Origin of the sequence: Niallia sp. M35 (assembly GCF_050971705.1) — a bacterium.
GTDB classification, from domain to species: domain Bacteria; phylum Bacillota; class Bacilli; order Bacillales; family Cytobacillaceae; genus Niallia; species Niallia circulans_A.
Genome location: NZ_JBPCEP010000009.1, coordinates 109152 through 130519 on the forward strand (window position 1 = coordinate 109152; position 21368 = coordinate 130519).

The 21368-nt window shown below is 36.5% G+C and carries 23 protein-coding genes; 14 read left to right on the plus strand and 9 right to left on the minus strand.

The window, feature by feature from the left end; all coding sequences use genetic code 11:
* The first annotated feature begins 234 nt into the window (after positions 1-234).
* Together NiCM35_RS13930 and NiCM35_RS13935 are read left to right on the plus strand one after the other, a co-directional pair.
* The gene (locus tag NiCM35_RS13930) at positions 235-1176 is read left to right on the plus strand and encodes an ABC transporter ATP-binding protein (protein ID WP_095329493.1); all 942 of its coding nucleotides are present in this window, start codon (positions 235-237) and stop codon (positions 1174-1176) included.
* Complete coding sequence (locus tag NiCM35_RS13935; protein WP_095329494.1) at positions 1173-2159, plus strand: ABC transporter permease; 987 nt, start codon at positions 1173-1175, stop codon at positions 2157-2159. The genes NiCM35_RS13930 and NiCM35_RS13935 overlap by 4 nt, the downstream gene beginning before the upstream one ends.
* A 276-nt stretch (positions 2160-2435) precedes the next feature.
* On the opposite strand, the gene NiCM35_RS13940 is transcribed toward NiCM35_RS13935, so the two are convergent.
* Entirely contained in the window at positions 2436-2573 is a 138-nt protein-coding gene (locus NiCM35_RS13940) for a hypothetical protein (protein ID WP_162837571.1), read from the minus strand.
* 249 nt (positions 2574-2822) lie between these two features.
* Here NiCM35_RS13940 and NiCM35_RS13945 point away from each other — a divergent pair, with 249 nt between their 5' ends.
* From NiCM35_RS13945 to NiCM35_RS13965, 5 genes are all read left to right on the plus strand, one after another.
* Entirely contained in the window at positions 2823-3149 is a 327-nt protein-coding gene (locus tag NiCM35_RS13945; RefSeq protein ID WP_047940823.1) for a MerR family transcriptional regulator, read from the plus strand.
* Between the two features lie 287 nt (positions 3150-3436).
* On the plus strand, positions 3437-4201 hold the full coding sequence (locus NiCM35_RS13950; protein WP_095329495.1) for a threonine/serine exporter family protein: 765 nt from the start codon (positions 3437-3439) through the stop codon (positions 4199-4201).
* A 15-nt stretch (positions 4202-4216) separates the two neighbouring features.
* Entirely contained in the window at positions 4217-4675 is a 459-nt protein-coding gene (locus NiCM35_RS13955) for a threonine/serine exporter family protein (RefSeq protein WP_095329496.1), read from the plus strand.
* Between the two features lie 263 nt (positions 4676-4938).
* On the plus strand, positions 4939-6270 hold the full coding sequence (locus NiCM35_RS13960; protein WP_095329497.1) for a 6-phospho-beta-glucosidase: 1332 nt from the start codon (positions 4939-4941) through the stop codon (positions 6268-6270).
* Positions 6271-6421: 151 nt separating this feature from the next.
* Positions 6422-7324: an NAD(P)/FAD-dependent oxidoreductase gene (locus NiCM35_RS13965; protein WP_095329498.1), complete on the plus strand. Its 903-nt coding sequence runs from the start codon at positions 6422-6424 to the stop codon at positions 7322-7324.
* 57 nt (positions 7325-7381) lie between these two features.
* On the opposite strand, the gene NiCM35_RS13970 is transcribed toward NiCM35_RS13965, so the two are convergent.
* Positions 7382-8104, minus strand: a complete 723-nt coding sequence (locus tag NiCM35_RS13970; protein ID WP_163185134.1) for a class I SAM-dependent methyltransferase — start codon at positions 8102-8104, stop codon at positions 7382-7384.
* A 155-nt stretch (positions 8105-8259) separates the two neighbouring features.
* On the opposite strand from NiCM35_RS13970, the gene ybaK reads away from it, so the two are divergent.
* Positions 8260-8736 carry a Cys-tRNA(Pro) deacylase gene (gene ybaK, locus NiCM35_RS13975; RefSeq protein ID WP_095329500.1) on the plus strand — a complete coding sequence of 159 codons (477 nt, stop codon included), beginning with the start codon at positions 8260-8262 and terminating at the stop codon, positions 8734-8736.
* A 161-nt stretch (positions 8737-8897) separates the two neighbouring features.
* Here ybaK and cydC read toward each other — a convergent pair whose 3' ends face one another.
* The 4 genes from cydC to NiCM35_RS13995 are packed head-to-tail and all read right to left on the minus strand — an operon-like array spanning position 8898 to position 14749.
* On the minus strand, positions 8898-10619 hold the full coding sequence (gene cydC, locus NiCM35_RS13980) for a thiol reductant ABC exporter subunit CydC (RefSeq protein WP_433779825.1): 1722 nt from the start codon (positions 10617-10619) through the stop codon (positions 8898-8900).
* Between the two features lie 17 nt (positions 10620-10636).
* Entirely contained in the window at positions 10637-12337 is a 1701-nt protein-coding gene (cydD, locus tag NiCM35_RS13985) for a thiol reductant ABC exporter subunit CydD (RefSeq protein WP_123258512.1), read from the minus strand.
* Positions 12337-13353 carry a cytochrome d ubiquinol oxidase subunit II gene (cydB, locus tag NiCM35_RS13990; RefSeq protein WP_123258511.1) on the minus strand — a complete coding sequence of 339 codons (1017 nt, stop codon included), beginning with the start codon at positions 13351-13353 and terminating at the stop codon, positions 12337-12339. Before cydB ends, cydD begins: the two co-directional genes overlap by 1 nt.
* Positions 13346-14749: a cytochrome ubiquinol oxidase subunit I gene (locus NiCM35_RS13995; protein WP_123258510.1), complete on the minus strand. Its 1404-nt coding sequence runs from the start codon at positions 14747-14749 to the stop codon at positions 13346-13348. The genes cydB and NiCM35_RS13995 overlap by 8 nt, the downstream gene beginning before the upstream one ends.
* Before the next feature lie 262 nt (positions 14750-15011).
* On the opposite strand from NiCM35_RS13995, the gene NiCM35_RS14000 reads away from it, so the two are divergent.
* The 4 genes from NiCM35_RS14000 (at position 15012) to NiCM35_RS14015 (ending at position 18078) form a co-directional block, all read left to right on the plus strand.
* A complete protein-coding gene (locus tag NiCM35_RS14000) occupies positions 15012-15212 on the plus strand; it encodes a hypothetical protein (protein ID WP_141231332.1) in 201 nt (66 codons plus the stop codon).
* Between the two features lie 175 nt (positions 15213-15387).
* Positions 15388-16242 (plus strand): Cof-type HAD-IIB family hydrolase, encoded by an 855-nt coding sequence (locus NiCM35_RS14005; protein ID WP_095329505.1) that lies wholly within the window; start codon positions 15388-15390, stop codon positions 16240-16242.
* A gap of 183 nt (positions 16243-16425) precedes the next feature.
* On the plus strand, positions 16426-16875 hold the full coding sequence (locus NiCM35_RS14010; RefSeq protein ID WP_095329506.1) for an SRPBCC family protein: 450 nt from the start codon (positions 16426-16428) through the stop codon (positions 16873-16875).
* Between the two features lie 252 nt (positions 16876-17127).
* Positions 17128-18078: an alpha/beta hydrolase gene (locus NiCM35_RS14015; RefSeq protein ID WP_123258509.1), complete on the plus strand. Its 951-nt coding sequence runs from the start codon at positions 17128-17130 to the stop codon at positions 18076-18078.
* A gap of 299 nt (positions 18079-18377) precedes the next feature.
* Here NiCM35_RS14015 and bshB2 read toward each other — a convergent pair whose 3' ends face one another.
* From bshB2 to pdxK, 3 genes are all read right to left on the minus strand, one after another.
* Positions 18378-19043: a bacillithiol biosynthesis deacetylase BshB2 gene (gene bshB2 / locus NiCM35_RS14020; RefSeq protein ID WP_095329508.1), complete on the minus strand. Its 666-nt coding sequence runs from the start codon at positions 19041-19043 to the stop codon at positions 18378-18380.
* Positions 19044-19092: 49 nt separating this feature from the next.
* Positions 19093-19440 (minus strand): YojF family protein, encoded by a 348-nt coding sequence (locus tag NiCM35_RS14025; RefSeq protein ID WP_095329509.1) that lies wholly within the window; start codon positions 19438-19440, stop codon positions 19093-19095.
* 107 nt (positions 19441-19547) lie between these two features.
* Positions 19548-20369, minus strand: a complete 822-nt coding sequence (gene pdxK, locus NiCM35_RS14030) for a pyridoxine/pyridoxal/pyridoxamine kinase (RefSeq protein WP_123258508.1) — start codon at positions 20367-20369, stop codon at positions 19548-19550.
* Between the two features lie 290 nt (positions 20370-20659).
* Here pdxK and NiCM35_RS14035 point away from each other — a divergent pair, with 290 nt between their 5' ends.
* Both NiCM35_RS14035 and moaD read left to right on the plus strand, forming a co-directional pair.
* The gene (locus tag NiCM35_RS14035) at positions 20660-21121 is read left to right on the plus strand and encodes a molybdenum cofactor biosynthesis protein MoaE (protein WP_095329511.1); all 462 of its coding nucleotides are present in this window, start codon (positions 20660-20662) and stop codon (positions 21119-21121) included.
* Positions 21118-21351: a molybdopterin converting factor subunit 1 gene (gene moaD, locus NiCM35_RS14040; RefSeq protein WP_123258507.1), complete on the plus strand. Its 234-nt coding sequence runs from the start codon at positions 21118-21120 to the stop codon at positions 21349-21351. The genes NiCM35_RS14035 and moaD overlap by 4 nt, the downstream gene beginning before the upstream one ends.
* Positions 21352-21368 lie beyond the last annotated feature (17 nt).

A 21368-nucleotide genomic window follows, 5' to 3' on the forward strand; every position in this document is an offset into this window, starting at 1 on the left:
GAGCGGTTTTTTATTTATTTTTCCTAAGAGTTATAGCGGATTTGGTCTGCTCCCACTAGAAAAAATATGTAATCAGCCAGCGTGTTGTCAGTATGGAGAAAAAAATTTCCAAAAAAGTTTATTTAATTGAAACTTTTCCTAAAAAAAAACCGTATTAGTATACGGAAAGTGAAGGAATACATCTTGTGGGTAGACGGAACTACTTAAGAGCAATTATATAGAAGGGAGAAAAAAATGAGCTTAAATGCATTAGAGGTCACAAATCTCACTAAGAGAATTAAAGGCAGAAACATTGTTGATAATGTTAGTTTTTCTGTGGAAAAAGGGGAGATATTCGGATTATTAGGTCCTAACGGAGCGGGGAAAACAACGATTATCCGCATGATTGTTAACCTAATAAATAGAACGAATGGAAAAGTAATCATCGATAGCTATAATGTGGATGATAATTTTTCAGAAGCGATGAGCAGCTTAGGTGCGATTGTAGAAAATCCTGAGTTCTATAAATATATGAGTGGATATAAGAATTTAAAGCATTATGCAAGAATGGCTAAGGAGCCAATTTCAGAAGAACGCTTTAATGAAGTTATTAAACTAGTAGGATTAGAAAATGCCATTCATCAAAAAGTGAAGACCTATTCGCTTGGTATGAGGCAGCGTCTTGGAGTTGCTCAGGCGTTATTACATAAACCAGCACTTCTTATTCTAGATGAACCTACAAATGGTTTAGACCCCCAAGGGATTCGCGAATTTCGTGATTATTTGCATTTATTAGCGAGTGAAGGGATTTCTGTTTTAGTATCCTCTCACCTTTTATCGGAAATGCAATTAATGTGTCATCGATTTGCGATTATTGAAAAGGGAAAATTAATTCATATTTCTAATATGGACGAAACAGTTTCGGATGAAGAAGTAAGTGTAAGGGAAGTAACGTTTGAATTAGACTCGCCCGAAAAAGCAGTTGAACTCCTTCGTAATAGTGAATATGAAGTCGCGGAAAGTTCCGTGAAAGGCAGAGAGTTGATGGCGAAGCTGCCTAAAGAAACGATTCCTCTTGTTAATAAATTGTTTGTCGAGAACAATGTTGCTGTATACGGCATTTATGTTGTAAAAGCTACATTAGAGGATCGCTTCTTAGAAATAACCAATCAGAAGAGAGAGGAGGAAACAAAATGATTGGATTAGTACAAAATGAACTTATAAAGATTTGGGAAAAGAAAAACAGCTGGATATTTCCCATCATTCTCTTATTTGCCCTTATTGGCGGAAGTTTCTTGGAAACGAAGATAACTCCCCAATATAAAGGAGATGACTGGCGTGCAAAAGTACAAGCAGAAATAAATGAACTGGAACAGAAACTGCCTACAGCTGAAACAGAAGATACTTTAATGAAAAGTGGAAAAGATTTTGATTGGGATGATACGAAAGAATCGATTGAAACGAAAATCCAAGATTATCAAAATAATTTAAAGCAGGACGTCAGTCCGTATTCAAATACTTGGTCCAATATGAATGGAATAGTTATTGGAATGAAATCTCTAGTAACTTTATTTGTGGTAATTATATGTGCGGGTAGCGTTTCCTCGGAATTCTCAGATGGAACCATTAAGCAATTGTTGATTCGACCATATAAGCGTTGGGCAATCCTACTATCTAAATATATTGCTTTATTGATATATACTGCCATATTAATTGCGTTCTTAATGGGTGTTGGCTATTTAGTAAGTATTGTATTTTTCGGAGTTGGAAATTTTGAAGATAAAGTGCTTGTTTTTGGGACAGTTGACCAAATTGTAGCAAGTGGTGGACCGTTCTTTTTGAAAAGCATCCTATATTATTTACCGGGATTATTGTTTGTATTAACTTTATCCTTTATGCTATCGACATTATTCAAAAATCAAGCAATCGCAGTGGGAGTTGGGGTATTTATATTGTTTGTTTCCTCAACAATTGGTCAACTTATTCAATCGTTAGCTGAAAAGTATGCCTGGCTAAAACTGTTAGTGTTCCCACACTTAGACCAAACGGTTTTCTTGTTTAAAGATAAAATAATCGAAACAATAACCATGCCGATGTCTCTAGGTATCTTATTTATCTACTATGCGATAATCATGATCATCACTTTTTGGTTTTTCAAAAAGAAAGATGTTAGTATTTAATGATCACAACCATCTGTTAGTTCCCCATTTTATTGGGGACTTAACGGATGGTTTTTTTGTTAGATTATTAAAAGAAATAGACAATCACTTGCGATTGTAGGTAAATTCTTATAAAATGATGTTAAGTTTATTAACAATAAAGTAATATGATTTGTTTCTTTGAAAGTTAATGAATGATAGAGTCACTGTTTATAAACAAAAAAGGAATCCATCAATCGTTTTTGATTGGGAATTCCTCTATATAACAACATGAATTGTAAAGGTTATACAGTTTGTTTAGCTATTCTGAACAATTCGAAGAAGTTCATGGGCGTGTTCACCCGCAACTTCTGCTAAGTGTTCCCAAATTTCGTCTCTCAAAAGATCAAGTTCCACAATCTTTTTAGCTAAATCGACTGCTTCTTTGGTTATCATCTAAGAAGGCTCCTCTCCATTTACAAAAAATAATACCTATTACCTATTCCTTGGCTGGAAAATAAGAAATAGTTTATACATTTAGCATTTTAACGAAAAGTAAAGAAAAAATCATTAAAAATGTAAGGAAATCTTACCTATTTTTTAATTTTATGTTAGGAAATATAACAAAAGGTGTTCTGTTTTATCTGAAAAGTATTATAATTAGGATAAATGAGAATACTACTTTACTTCATGAGGTGAGATGTAATGGATCATGAACCGTCCTATAAGAAAAGAAAGGTCATTACTATTGGTGTTGTAAGTGAACTAACTGGATTAACGGAAAGACAAATTCGATATTATGAACAGCGAAAATTAATTTTTCCGGAGAGACCAGAAAGAGGAAATAGAAAATATTCATTCTCTGATGTAGAAAGACTGATTGAGATTGCTAATAAACGAGAAGAAGGAGTTCGGACACATGAAATTAGACAAGAGATTATGAAAAAAAACAAGGAAGAAGAAGAGCGGAAAGTCAAAAAGCAAATGCTCCGTGGTCAAATCAATGCGAGATTTGGCATTCAGAACGATTAATAAAAAACACTATATGTTATTTTTTTAGTCCATTTGATGTCATAATGGACTTTTTATTTTGGAAAAAATTTTTTTCACTCTTCTGTTTTGTTAATAAAAATTCCTCTATTTTATTTTCCCTTCAATTATTGATAAAATAGCCATATTTCATATAAACTGTAATTTGTTGCTTATGATAAAAATAGCTTTTTTAAATGACTAATAAAGAATGCTAAAAGTACTAATGAGATGAAACTTCTTGTGGATGATTTTGAGAGTACCTATACTGTTCTAGTTGGAGAGATAGTATGACATATATATCAGTGGAAAAAACATATGACATTATGGAGATCTGCATATTAGCAGGAAGTATTATGCTGCAAAATGGAGCGGAGACCCATCGAGTAGAAGATACGATGACAAGAATTGCAACTGCTTATGGTGTGACCGATTCTGACTGCTTTGTTACCCCAACAGGCATTATTTTATCATTAGAAGGGGAAGAACCGACAAAGACGAAATTAAATCGGATTATTGAGCGGACAACTAATTTAGAAAAGGTAGCTCGTGTAAATGATATTTCTCGTAAAATAAGTACAGGAACAGTAAGTATGAAGGAAGCGTACCATTTATTGAAAGATGTGGAAGATGAAAAATGTACGTATTCGGATTCCTTTCAAGTCATCGCAGCTGCCATTGCAAGTGGTTGTTTTTTAATCATGTTCAATGGAGTTTGGGGAGATTTTATCCCTGCCTTGCTAGCTGGTGGTTTAGGCTTTTTGTGTTCCTTGTATTTTCACAAAGCTTTGCAAATAAAGTTTTTTGCTGAGTTATCGGCAGCCTTTGTTATTGGGCTAGTGGCTTTTTTCTCTGTTTCCATTGGCTTTGGACAAGAGGTGGATAAGATTATTATCGGCTCTGTAATGCCGCTTGTACCAGGTTTGCTTATTACAAATGCAGTGCGGGATCTAATAGCAGGTCATTTAGTATCTGGTATTTCAAAAGGAGCAGAGGCTTTTTTAACAGCTACAGCAATTGGTTCAGGGATCGCCGTTGCATTTTTTATTTTTTAAGGAGAGGAATAAGTAATGAATGAATTTTTAGCACAGGCAATAACTAGCTTTGTTGCAACGTTTGGCTTTGGAATTATTTTTCATATTCCTCGGAAATTATTAATCCAATGTGGATTTGCAGGGACAATTGGATGGATGGCATATTGGACAATTGTTCATTTTCATCAAAATGAAGTAATTGCGGCCTTGTCTGGCTCTTTTCTTGTCGCCGTCATAAGTCAAGTGTTCGCCAGAATATATAAATCACCAGTTATTATATTTAGTGTCGCTGGGATCATTCCTTTAGTTCCGGGGGGAGCTGCTTATAATGCGATGCGTAATTTTGTCGAGAATAATTATTATGTAGCGGTAAGCTTAGCAGCAAAGGTCTGCTTAATTTCAGGATCTATTGCAATGGGTCTAATGTTATCGGAAGTAATTAATCAATTAATATTCCGGGCAAGCACTCGGAAAAAGTCACTTGATAAAGGGTAAAAGCTCTTTATCAAGTTTTTTTATAAGCAAATAGAGCAAAGGAATTCTATTGTTTTTTTAGAGGGGGCAGTATTCCTTGTGGAACAGCATGTTTTTCTTTTGGAACACGTTCCAATATGTGTGAAAAAAACCTATTTCCCAGCATCCTATTTACTCGGGACTAGTTAGACGTTAAGGTTGTAAGTGAAGAGATATTCGTTTGATTTTTATCGGTAATTTTGTAAGGGATTGCAGAAATAAACGGAAAAGGAAGGCGATCTATTATGGGAAAAGGGATTAAAATTGTTACTATTGGCGGTGGGTCAAGCTACACACCTGAATTAGTGGAAGGATTTATTAAGCGATATGATTCATTACCTGTGCGGGAACTTTGGTTAGTAGATATTCCTGAAGGACAAGAAAAGCTTAATATTGTTGGAAATCTAGCGAAGAGAATGGTGAAGAAAGCAGGTTTACCAATTGAAATTCACTTAACTCTAGATCGAAGAGAAGCGCTTAAGGATGCTGATTTTGTTACAACTCAATTTCGAGTTGGTTTACTAGCTGCACGTGCAAAAGATGAAAGAATTCCTCTAAAGTATAATGTGATTGGACAAGAAACGAATGGTCCAGGAGGACTGTTTAAAGGATTAAGAACCATTCCTATCATTTTAGATATTGTAAAGGATATGGAAGAGCTTTGTCCAAACGCTTGGCTCATTAACTTTACAAACCCAGCTGGAATGGTGACAGAAGCTGTTCTTCGTCATAGTAATTGGAAAAAGATTGTCGGGTTATGTAATGTACCGATTTCTATCCAAATGGGTATCGCTAAGCTATTAGAAGTAGAATCTAGTCGTGTACACGTTGATTTTGCTGGCTTGAACCATATGGTATTCGGGTTAAATGTATACTTAGATGGGGAGAACATTACACCAGAATTTTTAGAGAAAATGTCGAAGCATAAAAGTGATACGATGAGGAATATTGCTGCTATTGACTGGGAGCCAGACTTTATAAAAGCATTAGGAGTTATTCCATGTGGGTATCACCGTTATTATTATAAGCAATCAGAAATGCTGCAAAATGAGCTGGAAGAAGCAGCAGAACAAGGTACACGTGCTGAAGTCGTTCAGCAATTAGAAAAAGAGCTGTTTGAACTTTATAAAGATGAAAACTTAGACATAAAACCGCCGCAGCTAGAAAAAAGAGGTGGCGCTTATTATAGTGATGCAGCTTGCAGCTTAATTGATTCTATGTACAATGACAGAAGAGATATTCAGCCTGTCAATACAATAAATAATGGAGCTATTGCAAGCATTCCAGATGAATCAGCGGTAGAAATTAGCAGTATTATCACAAAGGATGGTCCAAAACCGATTGCAATCGGCGATTTACCTGTTGCAGTTCGCGGACTTGTTCAACAAATTAAGTCCTTTGAAAGAGTGGCAGCAGAAGCGGCAGTTACCGGGAATTATCATACAGCATTATTAGCTATGACGATTAATCCGTTGTTGCCGTCAGACAAAGTGGCAAAACAAATTTTGGATGAAATGCTAGAAGCACATAAAGAACACTTACCGCAATTCTTTAAAGAAGAAGTAGTATCTTCATAAGATAGGATTAAATGGCTATGTATTCGGGAATCCCGTAATACATAGCCATTTTTTAATTTTGCCCATTTCGGACAGTATTTTGGAAGAATAAGAATAGTTTCCACGTAAAAACTAAAGAAACAGGATTGACTAAAAGAAAGAAGGGAAAAAGATGGCCGAAGTTCTTGATTGCATTATTATAGGCGGTGGCATAGCAGGATTGCAGGCAGCGATTCAATTAGGAAGATATAATCATGATGTGCTTATTATTGATGCAGAGGATGGTCGATCTACGATATGTAAAAGCTATCATAATATTTTAGGATATCCTGATGGAATCAGCGGCTCAGAATTGCGGAGCTTAGGAAGGAAGCAGGCAGAAAACCTTGGGGTAGAGTTTCTGAAGAGTACTGTTACTTCTTTAAAGAAGGAAGAGGGGCATTTTACGGCAGCAACGGCAAAAGGCTTGTTTCAATCTCGGAAAATTTTGCTTGCAACAGGTGTCATGGATAATATTCCTCCATTTACAGAATTGTATCCTTGTCTTGGAATCAGTGTTTATTTATGCCCGGATTGTGATGGATATGAAGTAAAGGATAAAAAAACAATAGTGATTGGAAATGGAAGTGTCGGGGCAAATATGGCCCTTACTTTGTTGTATTGGACAAGTGATATTACGTATATTAATCATGGTGGGGAGGCTATTTGCGAAAAGCTGGGAAGACAATTAAGTGATAGTGGAATTTCCGTTTTTACAGAGAGAATAGATCGTGTATTAGCAGATGATTCCCAAATCAAAGGGTATGTATTGGGAAATGGGAAGATGCTCGAGACGAGTCATAGTTTTATTGCATTTGGCGGGAATAAAGTAAAGTCAGATTTGGCAGTGCCTTTAGGGGTCGAGATAATGGAAAATAATCATATAATCGTAAATGCGCGTACGAAAATGACCAATATAGATGGGGTTTGGGCAGCGGGTGATGTTGTGGCTCATTCGGAGCAGGTTACAATCGCAATGGGAGAAGGATCGCAAGCAGCTATATGGATTCATAAAGCTTTACTAAAGGACAGCTGAAAATAAAAAAGGAGGTTACTCAAATGGATGCTAATCTTTTTGAGTAACCTCCTTTTTTTACAAACTAGCTCTATAGACTCGATAACCGATTATATCACCATAGGTATAAAGAATATAGGAATGGTCCATCAATTTACCTTCTAATTGGACATTCGTTGGTACGGTTCTATCAATTGCTTCATCTTCTTTTTCCATTCCCGTCATCATATGGGAAAAAACAGAGTGCCCAAGTTTTATTTCTACTTTGGGAAAACCAGCTTCCGTCATTAAATATATCCATTCTTTTTCTGTATAAACCTTTTCAATTCCATATACTTCACACATATTCTGTTGTTCTATTGCATGGAGACTTCTTTCTGCCGTCATTTCTAACAATAGTAGGATGCCGCCTGGTTTGAGTACTCTTTTAATTTCGGCAAGGGAGTTTTTGCAATTAGTGAAAATTAGTACAGATTCTATTAAAATGATGTCAAAGCTGTTGGAAGGAAAGGGCATCTTCTCTAGGCTTCCTTGCACTAATTGGATCGACAGCTTTTCTTTTTTAAATCGTTCTTTTGCTCTTTTCACCATTGTAGGATGATAATCAATACTTGTAACAGCACAAGGATAGTTCTTTTTTATATAAGCTGATGTTTGGCCTGTGCCGCAGCCGCCATCAAGTAATGTTGTATGGCTCGTAATTTTTTCTTGTTCCAATAAAAACTTTGTTAATGTTAATCCACCTGGATGTGCACCGCTCACCCCGAAATAGGCAAGGGCATCTTGATAGGTCGGTTTCATTTTATTCCTCCCAGCAAGTCGATTTCTACTTTCCATACTATATGAAGAATATGATGCTTTGGTTCTGCAATAATTAATACTCATTTTGGGTGGCGATATGATATGGTTTAATTAGAGAAAATTTACCAGCGTTAGGAAAGGAAGTGTATATAGCTATGGCTATTACCAAAACAAATGCAATGCGAATTTTGGATGCCGAAAAGATTCCCTACAGTGTACATACCTATGAAAATAAGGATGGAAAAATCGATGGTATATCCGTTGCGGGTAAGATTGGTAAAGAAACCGAAATGGTGTATAAAACACTTGTGGTGAAAGATACGGGGAATGGAATTTATGTATTTGTTATCCCTGTTGAAGCAGAGCTTGATTTAAAAAAGGCAGCAAAAGTAGTCAATGCAAAAAAGCTAGAAATGATTGCCGTAAAGGATATTCAAAAAACAACTGGTTATATTCGGGGTGGCTGTTCGCCAATCGGCATGAAGAAAAAATATGAGACAATCCTGGATGAGAGTGTGAACAAACAATCCTCAATTATTGTTAGTGGAGGGAAGATTGGTGTTCAAATTGAAATGGAAGTTAACAATTTAATCCAAGTAACAGAAGCAAAAGTAGAAGATGTTATTCATTAAATTTTTAAGAGCAGGGCAGGCTGTTCAACATGTCTTAGTAAAGAGGTATCCTCAAAGGCTCTTTTGCGAAAACCGAAGAGTGAAAAGGTAACAGAGGAAGAACCGAAACAAATAAAACATTAAGGCGGCCTTCTTTAATGAAGACTCGCCTATTATCGGATTTATTCTGGATGATCTAATGCATATAATTGCTGGTAGCGGCTGCTTGTAGCTAGCAGTTCTTGATGGCTTCCTCTCAGAACGATCTCTCCTTGATCCATAAAGATAATTTCATCCATCTCTTCTACACCTACAAGATGATGGGTAATCCAGATGATTGTTTTTCCTTCCAATGTTGTAAAGATTGTTTCAAGCAATGCTTTTTCTGTTTTTGGGTCAAGACTGGCATTTGGTTCATCCATAATAACAATAGGAGTCTTTTGGAGCAATATTCTGGCTAGTGCTACTCTTTGTCTCTCTCCGCCAGAAAAACGTTGGCCAGTTTCCTCCATAAAAGTATCCAACCCATTTGGCAAGGAGGAAATTAACTCCTCTAATTGAGCCGCTTTAATCGCTTTTATTAGTTCTTCATCGGATGCTTCTTCTACCCCTAGTAAAATATTATTTCGTAAGGTTGTTGCAAAGAGGTGAGGTGTTTGATTGAGCACAGATATAATCGAAGAAGTCTCTGCATGAAACGAAGCAGATGTCTCTCCATTATAAGTGACTCTTCCTGTTGTTGGCTGGATTACTCCTTGAATCAATTTCAGTAAGGTTGATTTACCAGCACCGCTTCTACCGATAATGGCAATCTTTTTCCCCTGTGGAATATCTAAACTTACATTAGATAGGGATAAAGTTTGTTCTTTCTCATACTGATAAGAAATTTGATCAACTTGAATATTGACTATATCGGTGTCCAAGATCGGACGAACTCTTTCGTTTTTTTGTTCAGGAACATTTAGTTTGTTAAGTCTAGCTAGCGAGTCTTGATAGGCTGGCAGTTTTTCAAATGCATCAGAAACGACTAGAAAAGCGTCCAAGATTGGTAAGGCAACTAGAATAATAGCAGCAATTAATGTAACAGGAATAGCGCCATCGATATATTGCTTACTAGACCAGAAAACGAGAGAAAGGATAATCAATGCCGCAACTGCTTGGGAAGCAAAGTTGCGCCACCGAGTAAATTGAACAAGTTTATAGTTGATTTGCGCAACAATCGCTTCCTCTTTTTCATATTCCTCTATAAAGCTTTTCGACCGACCGCTGATAACCCAGTCGCTAATACCTAAAATACTATCCGTTAATTTTTGATATAGCCCGTTTCTTTTTTGTTTAAATTCTCTTTGGTTTTCGCGCATGAGCACTAAAGAAAGAATAGGAAAGACGAATAATAATAGGCCTAAATAAATTGCCATGAGAATGGCGAAAGGAATATCTAATATTCCAATAGCACATACCACTAAAATATATAAAACAGAGGTTGCAAAGGTAGGGAAAATGGTCCGTAAATATATATTTTGCAGTTTCTCAATGTCATCAGAAAGAATCCCGAGCATGTCGCCAACTTTAAATCTGCTCTTTAAAAACAAAGCTTGTGGTTCTAAAATTTGATATAGCTTTATCCGCATTTTCGATAAAATGCGCAGAACTGTATGATGACCAGCCAATTTTTCTAAATAGCTAAAAACAGCCCGACTAATACCAAAGGTTCTCACGCCAACAATTGGTACATAAACCATTAATATATTTTCGACTGGGATGGCTGATTTAGAAATAAGATAGCCAGAAGTAAAGGTAAGCATCGCAGCTGTAAGTAAAGCTAGGACACTCAAGAAAAGAATTAAGACAATTCGGCCACTATTTGCTTTCAGAAATGGAGAAATCCATTTGTTTTCATTCATTTTTAGAGTCATCCTCCTTACTGTTGTAATAGCTTATAATAAAAGCCCTTTGCTGCGACTAGCTCTTCATGTGTGCCTGTTTCTACGATGGTGCCTTGATCCATGACAATAATCGAATCCATCTCTTTCATCCAATGAAGACGATGAGTTGCCAGGAATACTAATTTCTCATTAAATAAAGGAAGCATCATTTCTTTTAATTCAAACTCCGTTTCAATATCTAAATGGGAAGTTGGCTCATCTAACAGCATGATTTTTCGATTGGTTAAGAATGCACGTGCCAAAGCAATTCTTTGTTCCTGCCCGCCACTTAAATTTCTTCCTCCATCTCCTAATATTTCATCTAGACCATTAGGAAAAGTGGTGTAAATGTCGTATAGCCCAGTTGCTTTTAATGCTTGGATAATTTCCTCGTCGGTAGCATCTGGATGATAAAAGGCAATATTTTCTCGTAACGTCATGCTAAATATATAAGGAGCTTGCGGGATATACGTAGTCAGCTGTCTCCATTCCTCTGTCATAAGGCTAGGTAAAGAAACACCATTTACAGAAATACTCCCCGCGCAATGCTGAGAAAACCCGCTTAGGAGGTCAATAAGCGTAGACTTCCCCGCGCCACTTTCACCGACAACACCAATTTTTTTATAACCATCAATCGTAAAGGAAAGGTTTTTTAAGGTTGCCTTTTCCTTTGGATGATGCTGAAAGGTAACATGGTCAAACGTTAAGAAAAGATTATTACCTAAAGAAATAGACTGTCCTGTCATTTTGGTAGATTTTTGGGTTTGGATAATCGTTTGGATTGCATCCCCAGCTTCTTTTCCGTCTAATGTTGCGTGATAATCAGCTCCGACCATTCGAACAGGCAGGAAAAATTCTGGTGCTAAAATAAGAATCATTAAGGCAGGTAATAAAACTAAATCACCGTTTATTAAGCGTAATCCTAAGTTTACTGCTACCACTGCAACAGAAAGCGAGGTAAAGAAGTCTAAAGAAAAGGAGGATAAGAATGCTAATCGTAATGTTTTCATCGTTGCCCCGCGATATTGTTCACTTACTTTTTCGATATTTCCGCTATGCTGTTTGCTTCTTCCTAGAAACTTCAGTGTTTCTAGTCCTCTTAAAGAATCCAAAAAGTGATTAGATAAGATTTTGTAGGTGGCAAGCTGCCGATTCATTTGGCTGCTAGCTGCCATGCCCACAAGTATTAGAAATCCGATTAAAATCGGCGTTGTAACTGTTAAGATTACACCCGATAGCCAATCATTCCAATATACATATAGAATAATCATGCCTGGAACTATTCCGGTAGCCAGCATTCTTGGTAGAAAAAGCTCCAAATATGTTTTATATTGGCTAATCCCTTCAAGGACAAGTGTAGCAATGTTTCCACTTCCTTGTTTCTTGGTGAACTTAGGACCTAATTCAAATAATTTTTGCATTAACTGAAGACGAAGCTCTTTACTCGTTTTTTCAGCAAATGCGGTAGCGATATTTTGTTGGATAGTGTGTAAAAAATGCCGCCCTAAAAAAGCTAATAAGAACAATATGATCTTTACATATTGTTCTTGATAGGCCTCTCCGTTATATAAAGAGGCTATTATTTCTGCAAGCCATTTGGCCTGCAGAATAATAGCAGCTCCTTCCACAATGGTTAATATTCCTATAGTTGCGAGAATCGGCTTGATCCCAGTAAGTTTTAAAAGATTTTTATCCATTAGTATTCTAAATGGGACTTCTCAGTAATACGTTTCCGGAACACAATATAGCTCCATATCTGATAGCCAAGAACAAATGGCAGAAGCGTTAGGGCTACAATTGTCATCACTTTTAAAGAATAGTGACCGGAAGCTGCGTTGTGAATGGTTAAACTAAATGCATCACTTATTGAGCTAACCATTACTCTAGGGAATAAGCCGATGAAAATGGAAGCAAAGGATAAGGTGATAACGGCACCAGTCATCCCGAAAGCCCATCCATCCATTTTTCGAGAGATAAAGAATCCGCCAACGACAAAAGCAATAACCCCTAATGAGAAGATAAAGGAAAGGATTAAGCCGCGTTCTTGGAAAATATCTGTTTTAATATAGGTTAATGCAGAAAATAACGTTAATAAGATACCTAGTAAAGGCAAAAGCTTTTGTGCTAAATTTCTTGCTCTTTCTCGTAAGTCACCAACGGTACGTAAGGTAGTAAATACTAGTCCGTGTACAAGGCAAAGGACTAATACTGTAAGCCCTCCTGTTAATGTATAGTAGTTTACAACATCAAAGAAGCCAGCTTTTAATTCCATATTTTTATCGATTGGCAGTCCTTGCATAAAGCAAGCAAAAACAACGCCAAATAATAAAGGTGGAAGAAAGCTTCCTAAGAAAATACAAAGATCCCATGCCTTTTTCCATGCAGGGTGGCTATCTTTTGCACGGAATTCAAATCCTGTTGCCCGAACGATTAATGCTAATAAAACAACTACAAGCGGTGTATAAAATCCGCTGAACATCGTAGCATACCAATGAGGGAAAGCGGCGAACATGGCGCCCCCTGCAGTAATTAACCACACTTCATTTGCATCCCAGTAAGGACCAATAGAATTAATGAGTATTCGTTTTTCCATATCATTTCTTGCTAAAAGCTTTGTTGACATTCCAACCCCAAAATCAAAACCTTCTAAAAAGAAGAATCCAATAAATAAAACAGCGACTAAGATAAACCAAAGAACATTTAACTCAAGCATGGAAACCCTCCTTCGCAAACGGGTCATTCGTTACTTTTGTATCTTCTTTTTCCATCAAATATGGCCCTTTTTTAATAACTTTTACATATAAGTAAACCATGATAGCACCTAGAATCGCGTAGATGGTACAAAAGGCAATGATAGAGAATAATACTTGCCCGGCTGAAACACTTGGGGAAATACTATCTGCTGTTGTCATTAATCCAAAAACGGTCCATGGCTGTCTGCCAATTTCTGTCATAATCCATCCAGAGGTATTAGCGATAAATGGCAGGGAAATTCCTGCTACCATGAAACGGTAGAACCATTTATTAGGTTTAGTAACTAATTTCTTTTTCCAAGCCAGAAATACGCCATATATCCCAAGGAGAATCATTGCTACTCCTGCTGCAACCATAATGCGGAAACTCCAGAATGTTGTTTTAACTGGAGGAATATAATTGCCATCCCCATATTTCTGCACATACTCTGCTTGCAGGTCATTCATCCCTTTTACGCTGCCATCTAATGTGTTGTAAGAGAGGATGCTTAGTAGATAAGGGATTTTTACTTCTCCGCTATTTTGTTTGTTTTCAACATCAATATTGGCAAAAACGGTCCATGGTGCTGGATCTTCGCTTTCATCCCATAGTCCTTCACTAGCAGCCATTTTCATTGGTTGTGTTTCTACTAAAAATTGCGCTTGGGCATGACCAGCAACAAGTGTTAGAAAAGTAGCACTTAATGCAACGGTAATACCGATTTGAAAAGATTTTTTAAAGAAATCCACATCTTTTTTGCCTAGCAATTTAACAGCACTAATTCCACACACTAAAAATGCGCCAGTAGCTAGTGCTCCAAATACAGTATGAGGGAACTCAACAAGAACTTGGCCGTTTGTAATAAGTGCAAAAAAATCATTCATTTCAGCGCGGCCATTATTAATCTCAAATCCAACTGGGCGCTGCATAAAGCTGTTTGCTGCTAAAATCCAGAAAGCGGAAATGGTTGTTCCAAATGCGGTAAGCCAAATACATGCTAAATGTACTTTTTTTGATAAACGATCCCAGCCGAATATCCAAAGTCCGATAAAGGTGCTTTCCATAAAGAAAGCGAGCAATGCCTCAATCGCAAGTGGTGCCCCAAATACATCACCAACAAAGCGAGAATAGTTAGACCAGTTCATACCAAACTGGAATTCTTGAAGAATCCCTGTAACAATACCAATAACAAAATTGATTAAAAATAATTTGCCCCAAAACTTTGCCATTTTTTTATATTCTTCATTCCCAGTTTTCACATAAAAAGATTCCATGATTGCGATAATAAATACTAAACCAATAGAAATGGGAACGAATAAAAAGTGGAATATGGTCGTTGAAGCAAATTGTAAACGCGATAGAAAAATCATATCCATGAATTTCTCCTCCTTTTTTGTATTTTGAACAGATTTGTGAATCTTCCAGTTCGCTAAAGCGATAAAAATCATTGCATAAGATGAAATTCAATTAGATTTAATTGAGGTAGTAGGATAAAAAAGCTTGTTAAAAGTGCTATTCCTTGATGTTCATCCTATGTAATTTATTGATGGAAAAAGTCGATAAACATTGATATAAAAGGTTTTTAACAAAGTTGATTTTTCCGATCGTCTCCTTTTGGTAAATGATAGGTATATCATAATGAAATTTCGTCTGTTTGCGGTAAAGTTCACTCATTGTTTGAAAAATGTTCACATATCCGTTCACAGAAAAGACAAAATAGAAGATGGTTTAGGAAGAAAGCTGAGAAGGGAAAGAGGACAGCAGGGATATTTCATTAGTGGGTTAGTGAAGGTATTAGATAAGAAGCGCCGCAAGAAAAGAGTGGAAAGCCGCAAGTAAAGGCATTCCTATTCCTAACCTGTGCTCCTGCATATAAAGCAAGCAGATAAATAATTTACAAAAAGACAAGCATCTCTTAAAGTTCTCTTCCTTTTGCTGCTTGTTCTTTCATGTTATGATGATAAAGGAATTAGAAAATTTTGATGAAGCTGAATAAATTATTGAGGGTGTTTAGATGATTAAATGCATAGCAATTGATATGGATGGGACGTTGTTAACATCCACACAAGAAATTACGAAAGAAAATCGAGAAGCAATTAAAGAAGCACAAGATAAAGGAGTAGAGGTAGTAATTGCTACTGGTCGTGCTTATGAAGAAGCAGGAGACCTTTTAAAAGAGGCAGGTATTATTACACCGATGATTTGTGCAAATGGAGCAGAAATTAGAACGAATGAGCATATTATCGTCGATACAAATCCATTAAGTAAAGATCTAGCCAGACAAATGGCTGAAATTTTACATAAATATCAAGTGTATTATGAAGTTTATACTAATAGAGGGACGTATACGCTTGATAAAACAGTAGCAAGATCACTGATTATGGATATTTTTACAGTAAGTGGCCATGTGAAAGATATGGAAGAGATTAAAAAAGCGGCTGAGGAACGACTTAAGGAAATTCATCAATTAGATAGTTATGAAGAATTATTTGAGGATGATGACCAGGTTATTTATAAATTATTAGCATTCCATTTTGATCCCATTGTTTTAGGTAATGTTAGAGAAGAGTTGACTAAGCTTGAAGGAGCAGCAATCAGTGCTTCCGGTAAGGAGAACTTAGAAATTACTTCTGTTGATGCCCAAAAAGGGATTGCGCTTGAGAAATTTGTGAAAGCTCGTGACATTTCTCTTTCTGACACGATGGCAATTGGGGATAATTATAATGATGTTTCCATGTTTCAAATGGCCGGCAGAGCAGTAGCAATGGGAAATGCGGTGGAAGATATTCAACGCCAATGCCACTTTGTGACAGGAACAAATGAAGAAAGTGGAGTTGCTCAAGCAATTAGAAAAGCATTAGAAGAATAATATAGTCAAAAAAGGTAGATGAACATGGATAAGTTCATCTACCTTTCTTTGTAAACTTCTATAGGTTTTAATCCGCAAAGAAAAATTCCATTTCTTCCACTAGAAATCAATTATTCAATTAGTCATTTATCCGTTATAATAGTAATAATAAACCTAAAAAGATAGATCCTATTGAGGTGGAAAATGGCTGATTTTCATGCAAGTGTTATTATTTGTGAGCCCATTGAAGAGGTTTTTGCGTATTTTGCTGACATGGCAAATGCTTCCGCGTATATGAATAAAGTAATATCGGCAGAGAAGTTGACAGAAGAGCCAATTGGCGTTGGCACAAAATATAAAGAAATAAGAAATGTTCGTGGAAATAGAGTGTATGCAGAAATAGAATATCTTACATTTGATAAAAATAAGGCATTTACTAGAAGAAGTAGCTCCAATGGACTGATGGTTGACTATGCTTATCGCTTTTCGGAAATTCCTGAAGGCACACAAGTAGAGTTTGAAGGCACTGTACATGTTAAGGGACTAAAAATGCTGCTTATGCGCAAGTTTCTTGTCAAAATGGTGAAATCTGAAGATAATGATCATGTGCAGAATGCGAAAGAAGTATTAGAAGAAAGAGTAGAAAATTTATAAAATATATCTTTTTGATGAAATGCTGAGGAAAAAGACTTTTCCTCAGCATTTTTAATAAAAAATAAATTGACTTTGAATGAGGAAATAGTTATCATGAAATTAAATTGTGCACAACCTAATTTGCGGGCAGCAGATTAAACTAACTACTTATACTCTTTATGTAAAGGAACAGAAAACATAGGAGCAAAAAATTTTAATCTAATAAGTTGTGCGCAATTAAATTTTAGAAAATTAAAAAAGGAGTAATTTGCTATGAATAACAAAAATGAAATTGTATTAGAAGAAGCGGCTAAAAAATTTACAGAAGACACAGCTGATCCCCCATATTTATTTGAGTTGGAGCCAGCAGAAGGAAGAGTAGCAGTAGATGAAGTGCAATCTAGTGAAATAGATAAATTACCAGTGATAGAAAACGAATTTTTTATTAAAGGTGGACCGACCAATCAAGTATCAATTAAAATTGTTCGTCCAGAGAACAGCTCTACAACTAAATTGCCAGTGATTTTATATACACATGGTGCAGGATGGGTATTCGGTAATGCACATACACATGATCGCCTAATTCGTGAATTAGCAGTAGGTTCGAACGCTGCCGTGGTATTCACCAATTATAGCCTTTCTCCAGAAGTAAGATATCCGGTTGCGATTGAAGAAATATATACGGTGTTAGAATGGATTGCAGCAAAAGGAGAAGAGTATGCCTTTGATATTAATAAAATTTCTGTAGCAGGTGACAGTGTGGGAGGAAATATGTCCGCAGCTATCACATTAATGGCAAAAGAACGCAAAGGTCCTGCTATTCAAAAACAGCTACTATTTTACCCTGTTACAGACGCATCCTTTGAAACAGATTCTTATAAACAATTTGCAGAAGGGTACTTTTTAAGAAGAGATGGTATGCAATGGTTCTGGGATCAATATACTGTTGATCCAAAAGTAAGAGCAGAAATTACAGCATCTCCTTTAAGAGCAACAAAAGATCAATTAGTTGGGCTACCAGATGCTTTAATCATTACAGCTGAGGCAGATGTGTTAAGAGATGAAGGAGAAGCTTATGCGAATAAACTTCGTGAAGCGGGAGTAAAGGTAACCTCTGTTCGTTTTGGTGGAATCATTCATGATTTTGTTATGCTAAATGCATTGGCGCACACTGAGGCAGCAAAAGGAGCGCTTCTACTTGCAAATGCTTGGCTGAAAGCTTAATTTAGGCGATTATTCTTTAATAAAAATCATACAGGGACAAAACAAAATAGATAATGGGAAAAGATGAACAATATCTAATATAGCGATTTAATAACGATTGCTTTCACAACTTTGGGTATTTAGGTAAATAAAAACCCAAGAGGCGAAAGCAATTCGTTCTGTTACTCTACAGACAAACAATGTACTAGGGAAAAAGAAGGGGCTAAGGCGTCTCTTTTCTCGCAGAAGCAGATGTTACCACAAACCTTTTTATATTCGCAATACGTATGCCCCTATCACTTTCCCTGGTTTTTTTAAAATTAAAATTTATATGTCCAATATTTTTCCGTATACAGTCGAGCTAAAACTTCTGGATCCTGATTCTTTATTCCTTCTTGCAATACTGCCACATATTGTTGTGTTTGAGAAAGATGGGCTGCAATCGTTTTGATTTTCTGGTCTGCAAAATTTTCCACATCAATTTCAATATCTGGCTGTCCAAGATCTTCCTCTGTGTTCTTGGAAAACGCTACACAATAAAGTTTTGGTCGTTTAGAAGCTTCTCTCTTTGCGATGGCTTTTACAACAGCTGCTCCTGTAGCATCGTGGTCCGGATGCACAGAATAACCTGGATAAAAAGTAATTACTAAGGAAGGATTTAATTCATCTAGTAATGCTGTAAATTCATCGACTAATATTTCCTCTTTTAGGAATTCGATTGTTTTATCACGATAGCCGAGCATACGGAGATCTTCTAGTCCCATTGCTCTTGCTGCTTCCTCTAATTCATTCCTGCGAATTTCTGGCAAGGATTCTCTTGTTGCAAATGGTGGGTTTCCTAAGTTTCTTCCCATTTGTCCAAGGGTTAAGCAAGCGTAAGTAACTGGAACTCCTTCGTGTAAAAATTTTGAAATGGTTCCAGATACGCCGAATGCTTCATCATCGGGGTGAGGAAAAATAACTAATACTTGTCTTTCTGTTTCCATCTGAGTTCCTCCTTTCATGTAATGAAAAAAAGTATGTTCCATTAATTGTTTATTCAAATGGTGTTTCGCTTATTTCTAAGGCTACTGCTAATTTTCCAGTAAAGTCTAAGCCTGCCAATAATAATCTATTTTTATCGTCAATTTCATAGTGGGTAATACCTTCAGCATAAATCCAGCCTATTGCTGTTTTTAAGCCAATTCGATAAGGGCCGTTTCCTGTAATTTTGCCATATTCATAAGTTAGCTGGGCGTTACGGATATAGGCGCCTGAATTGAAGAAGGTTTCATCATTATGGTTGGCATAAGCGCCATTTGTTGTTTCTAAGTGGATATAGATTTCCTTTCCACTAAAACGGTCGATTTCGTTTTGCACTTTTTCCAGTTGTACAAATTCCACAGAATATCCCTCCTTGCTAATAGTTTATTTAAATAATAAAAAATGGTAAGGGCATACTCTCCTTTTATAATAGCATGGCAAAAGGAGAATATATTGAACTGCTGTTTTTATTTTGCACTGAGCTTTTCTTTTTCGTTACGATATGCTCCATGCATAGTTGGTCCTACATACTCGTTTAATTTAAAACCATTGCGGATAGCTGCTGTAATAAAATCTTTTGCTGTTTGAACAGCTTCCTCTACGGTAGCACCTTTAGCTAGTTCAGCTGTAATAGCAGCCGAGTTTGTGCAGCCTGCCCCATGAGTATACGTTGTATCTATTAGTTCGCTCTCAAAGAGAGTAAATTCTTTTCCATCGTACAGAAGATCAATTGCTTTTTCATGTCCTAACTTACTGCCGCCTTTGATGAGAACATATTTAGGTCCAAGTTCGTGAATTTTAACTGCCGCTTCTTTTAGATCCTCTACTGTTTTAATTGGTTTATCAGTTTGTGCAAGCTGCCAAGCTTCAAAAAGGTTTGGTGTTACTACAGTTGCTCTTGGAACAAGCAATTCACGTAGGGCATCAGCTGTTTCTGGATGAAGAACTTCATCTTCGCCCTTACAAATCATGACAGGATCAATCACAACATTTTTGATATTATTTTCATCAATTAGCTTTGCCGCTGCTTCAATGATTTCAACAGATCCAAGCATTCCTGTTTTCATAGCATCAATTCCCACAGATAACACGGTTTCTAATTGTGCGTTAACTGTATTAATATTCTGTGGAAATACGTTATGGTGCCAATGATTTTTAGGGTCCATTGTTACAATCGTTGTTAAAGCAGTCATACCATAAACACCTAGTTCTTGGAATGTCTTTAAGTCTGCTTGAATACCTGCACCACCGCTTGTGTCAGAACCTGCTAAAGTTAGTACTTTCTTCATTTGTTACGCCTCCTATGTAATGGCTATTATTTCAGCGAAAAGTAATTTTGTTTGATTGAATAATTGTAGACCATTTTAATTAATCATACAACTTTTCAGCACCCTTTGCTTAGTCTGCTTTACAAGATGATTTTGCATACCAATGATAAAAAATATGGAAAAGAGCAAAGAGTAGTAAGAGAATTCTGTCTTTGTTTATGGTAACCTTTAAATATAATCTTTCCGTTTGAAAGAAAAATAGAAAAATCGATAAGAAAAAAAGGTAAGAGTAGATCGAGAGAGGAATTCATATGAGATTTGAAATAACGGACCGTCCAATTAATTTGCAAGAGGTTATTGATAAGGTTGTAAGAAGAAATGCAGGTGCGATTACTACTTTTATTGGTACGGTAAGGGAAATGACTGCTGGAAAAAAAACATTATTTTTAACATATGAGGCATATGTGCCGATGGCTGCGAAAAAACTTGCGCAAATAGGGGAAGAGGTAAAGGAGAAGTGGGGAGACATTGATATTGCAATTACTCATCGAATCGGCAAGCTGGAAATCAGTGATGTAGCGGTAGTGATAGCAGTTTCGACTCCTCATCGAAAGGATGCTTATGAGGCCAATCAATATGCGATAGAAAGAATAAAAGAAATCGTGCCAATTTGGAAGAGGGAACATTGGGAATCTGGTGAAGAGTGGATTGGGAACCAGAAAGGAACGAAAAGGTATGAAGATGGCACACCAAGTGAGGAGGAATTAAATTGATCCAATTACTTTTCTTTGCTGGAGTGAAAGAAATAATAGGAAAAGAGGCAATGGAATTGGAATGGCAAGGGCAGACGATTGCACAGCTTAAGGAATATTTATTAAATGCATTTCCTTCGCTGTCTCTTCAAGGAGTAATGGTTGCGGTAAACGAGGAATTTGCATTGGAAGAAGATACAGTGGAAGAAAACGATACAATTGCCTTTATTCCACCTGTTAGCGGGGGATGAGGAAGGAGTAGTTACAA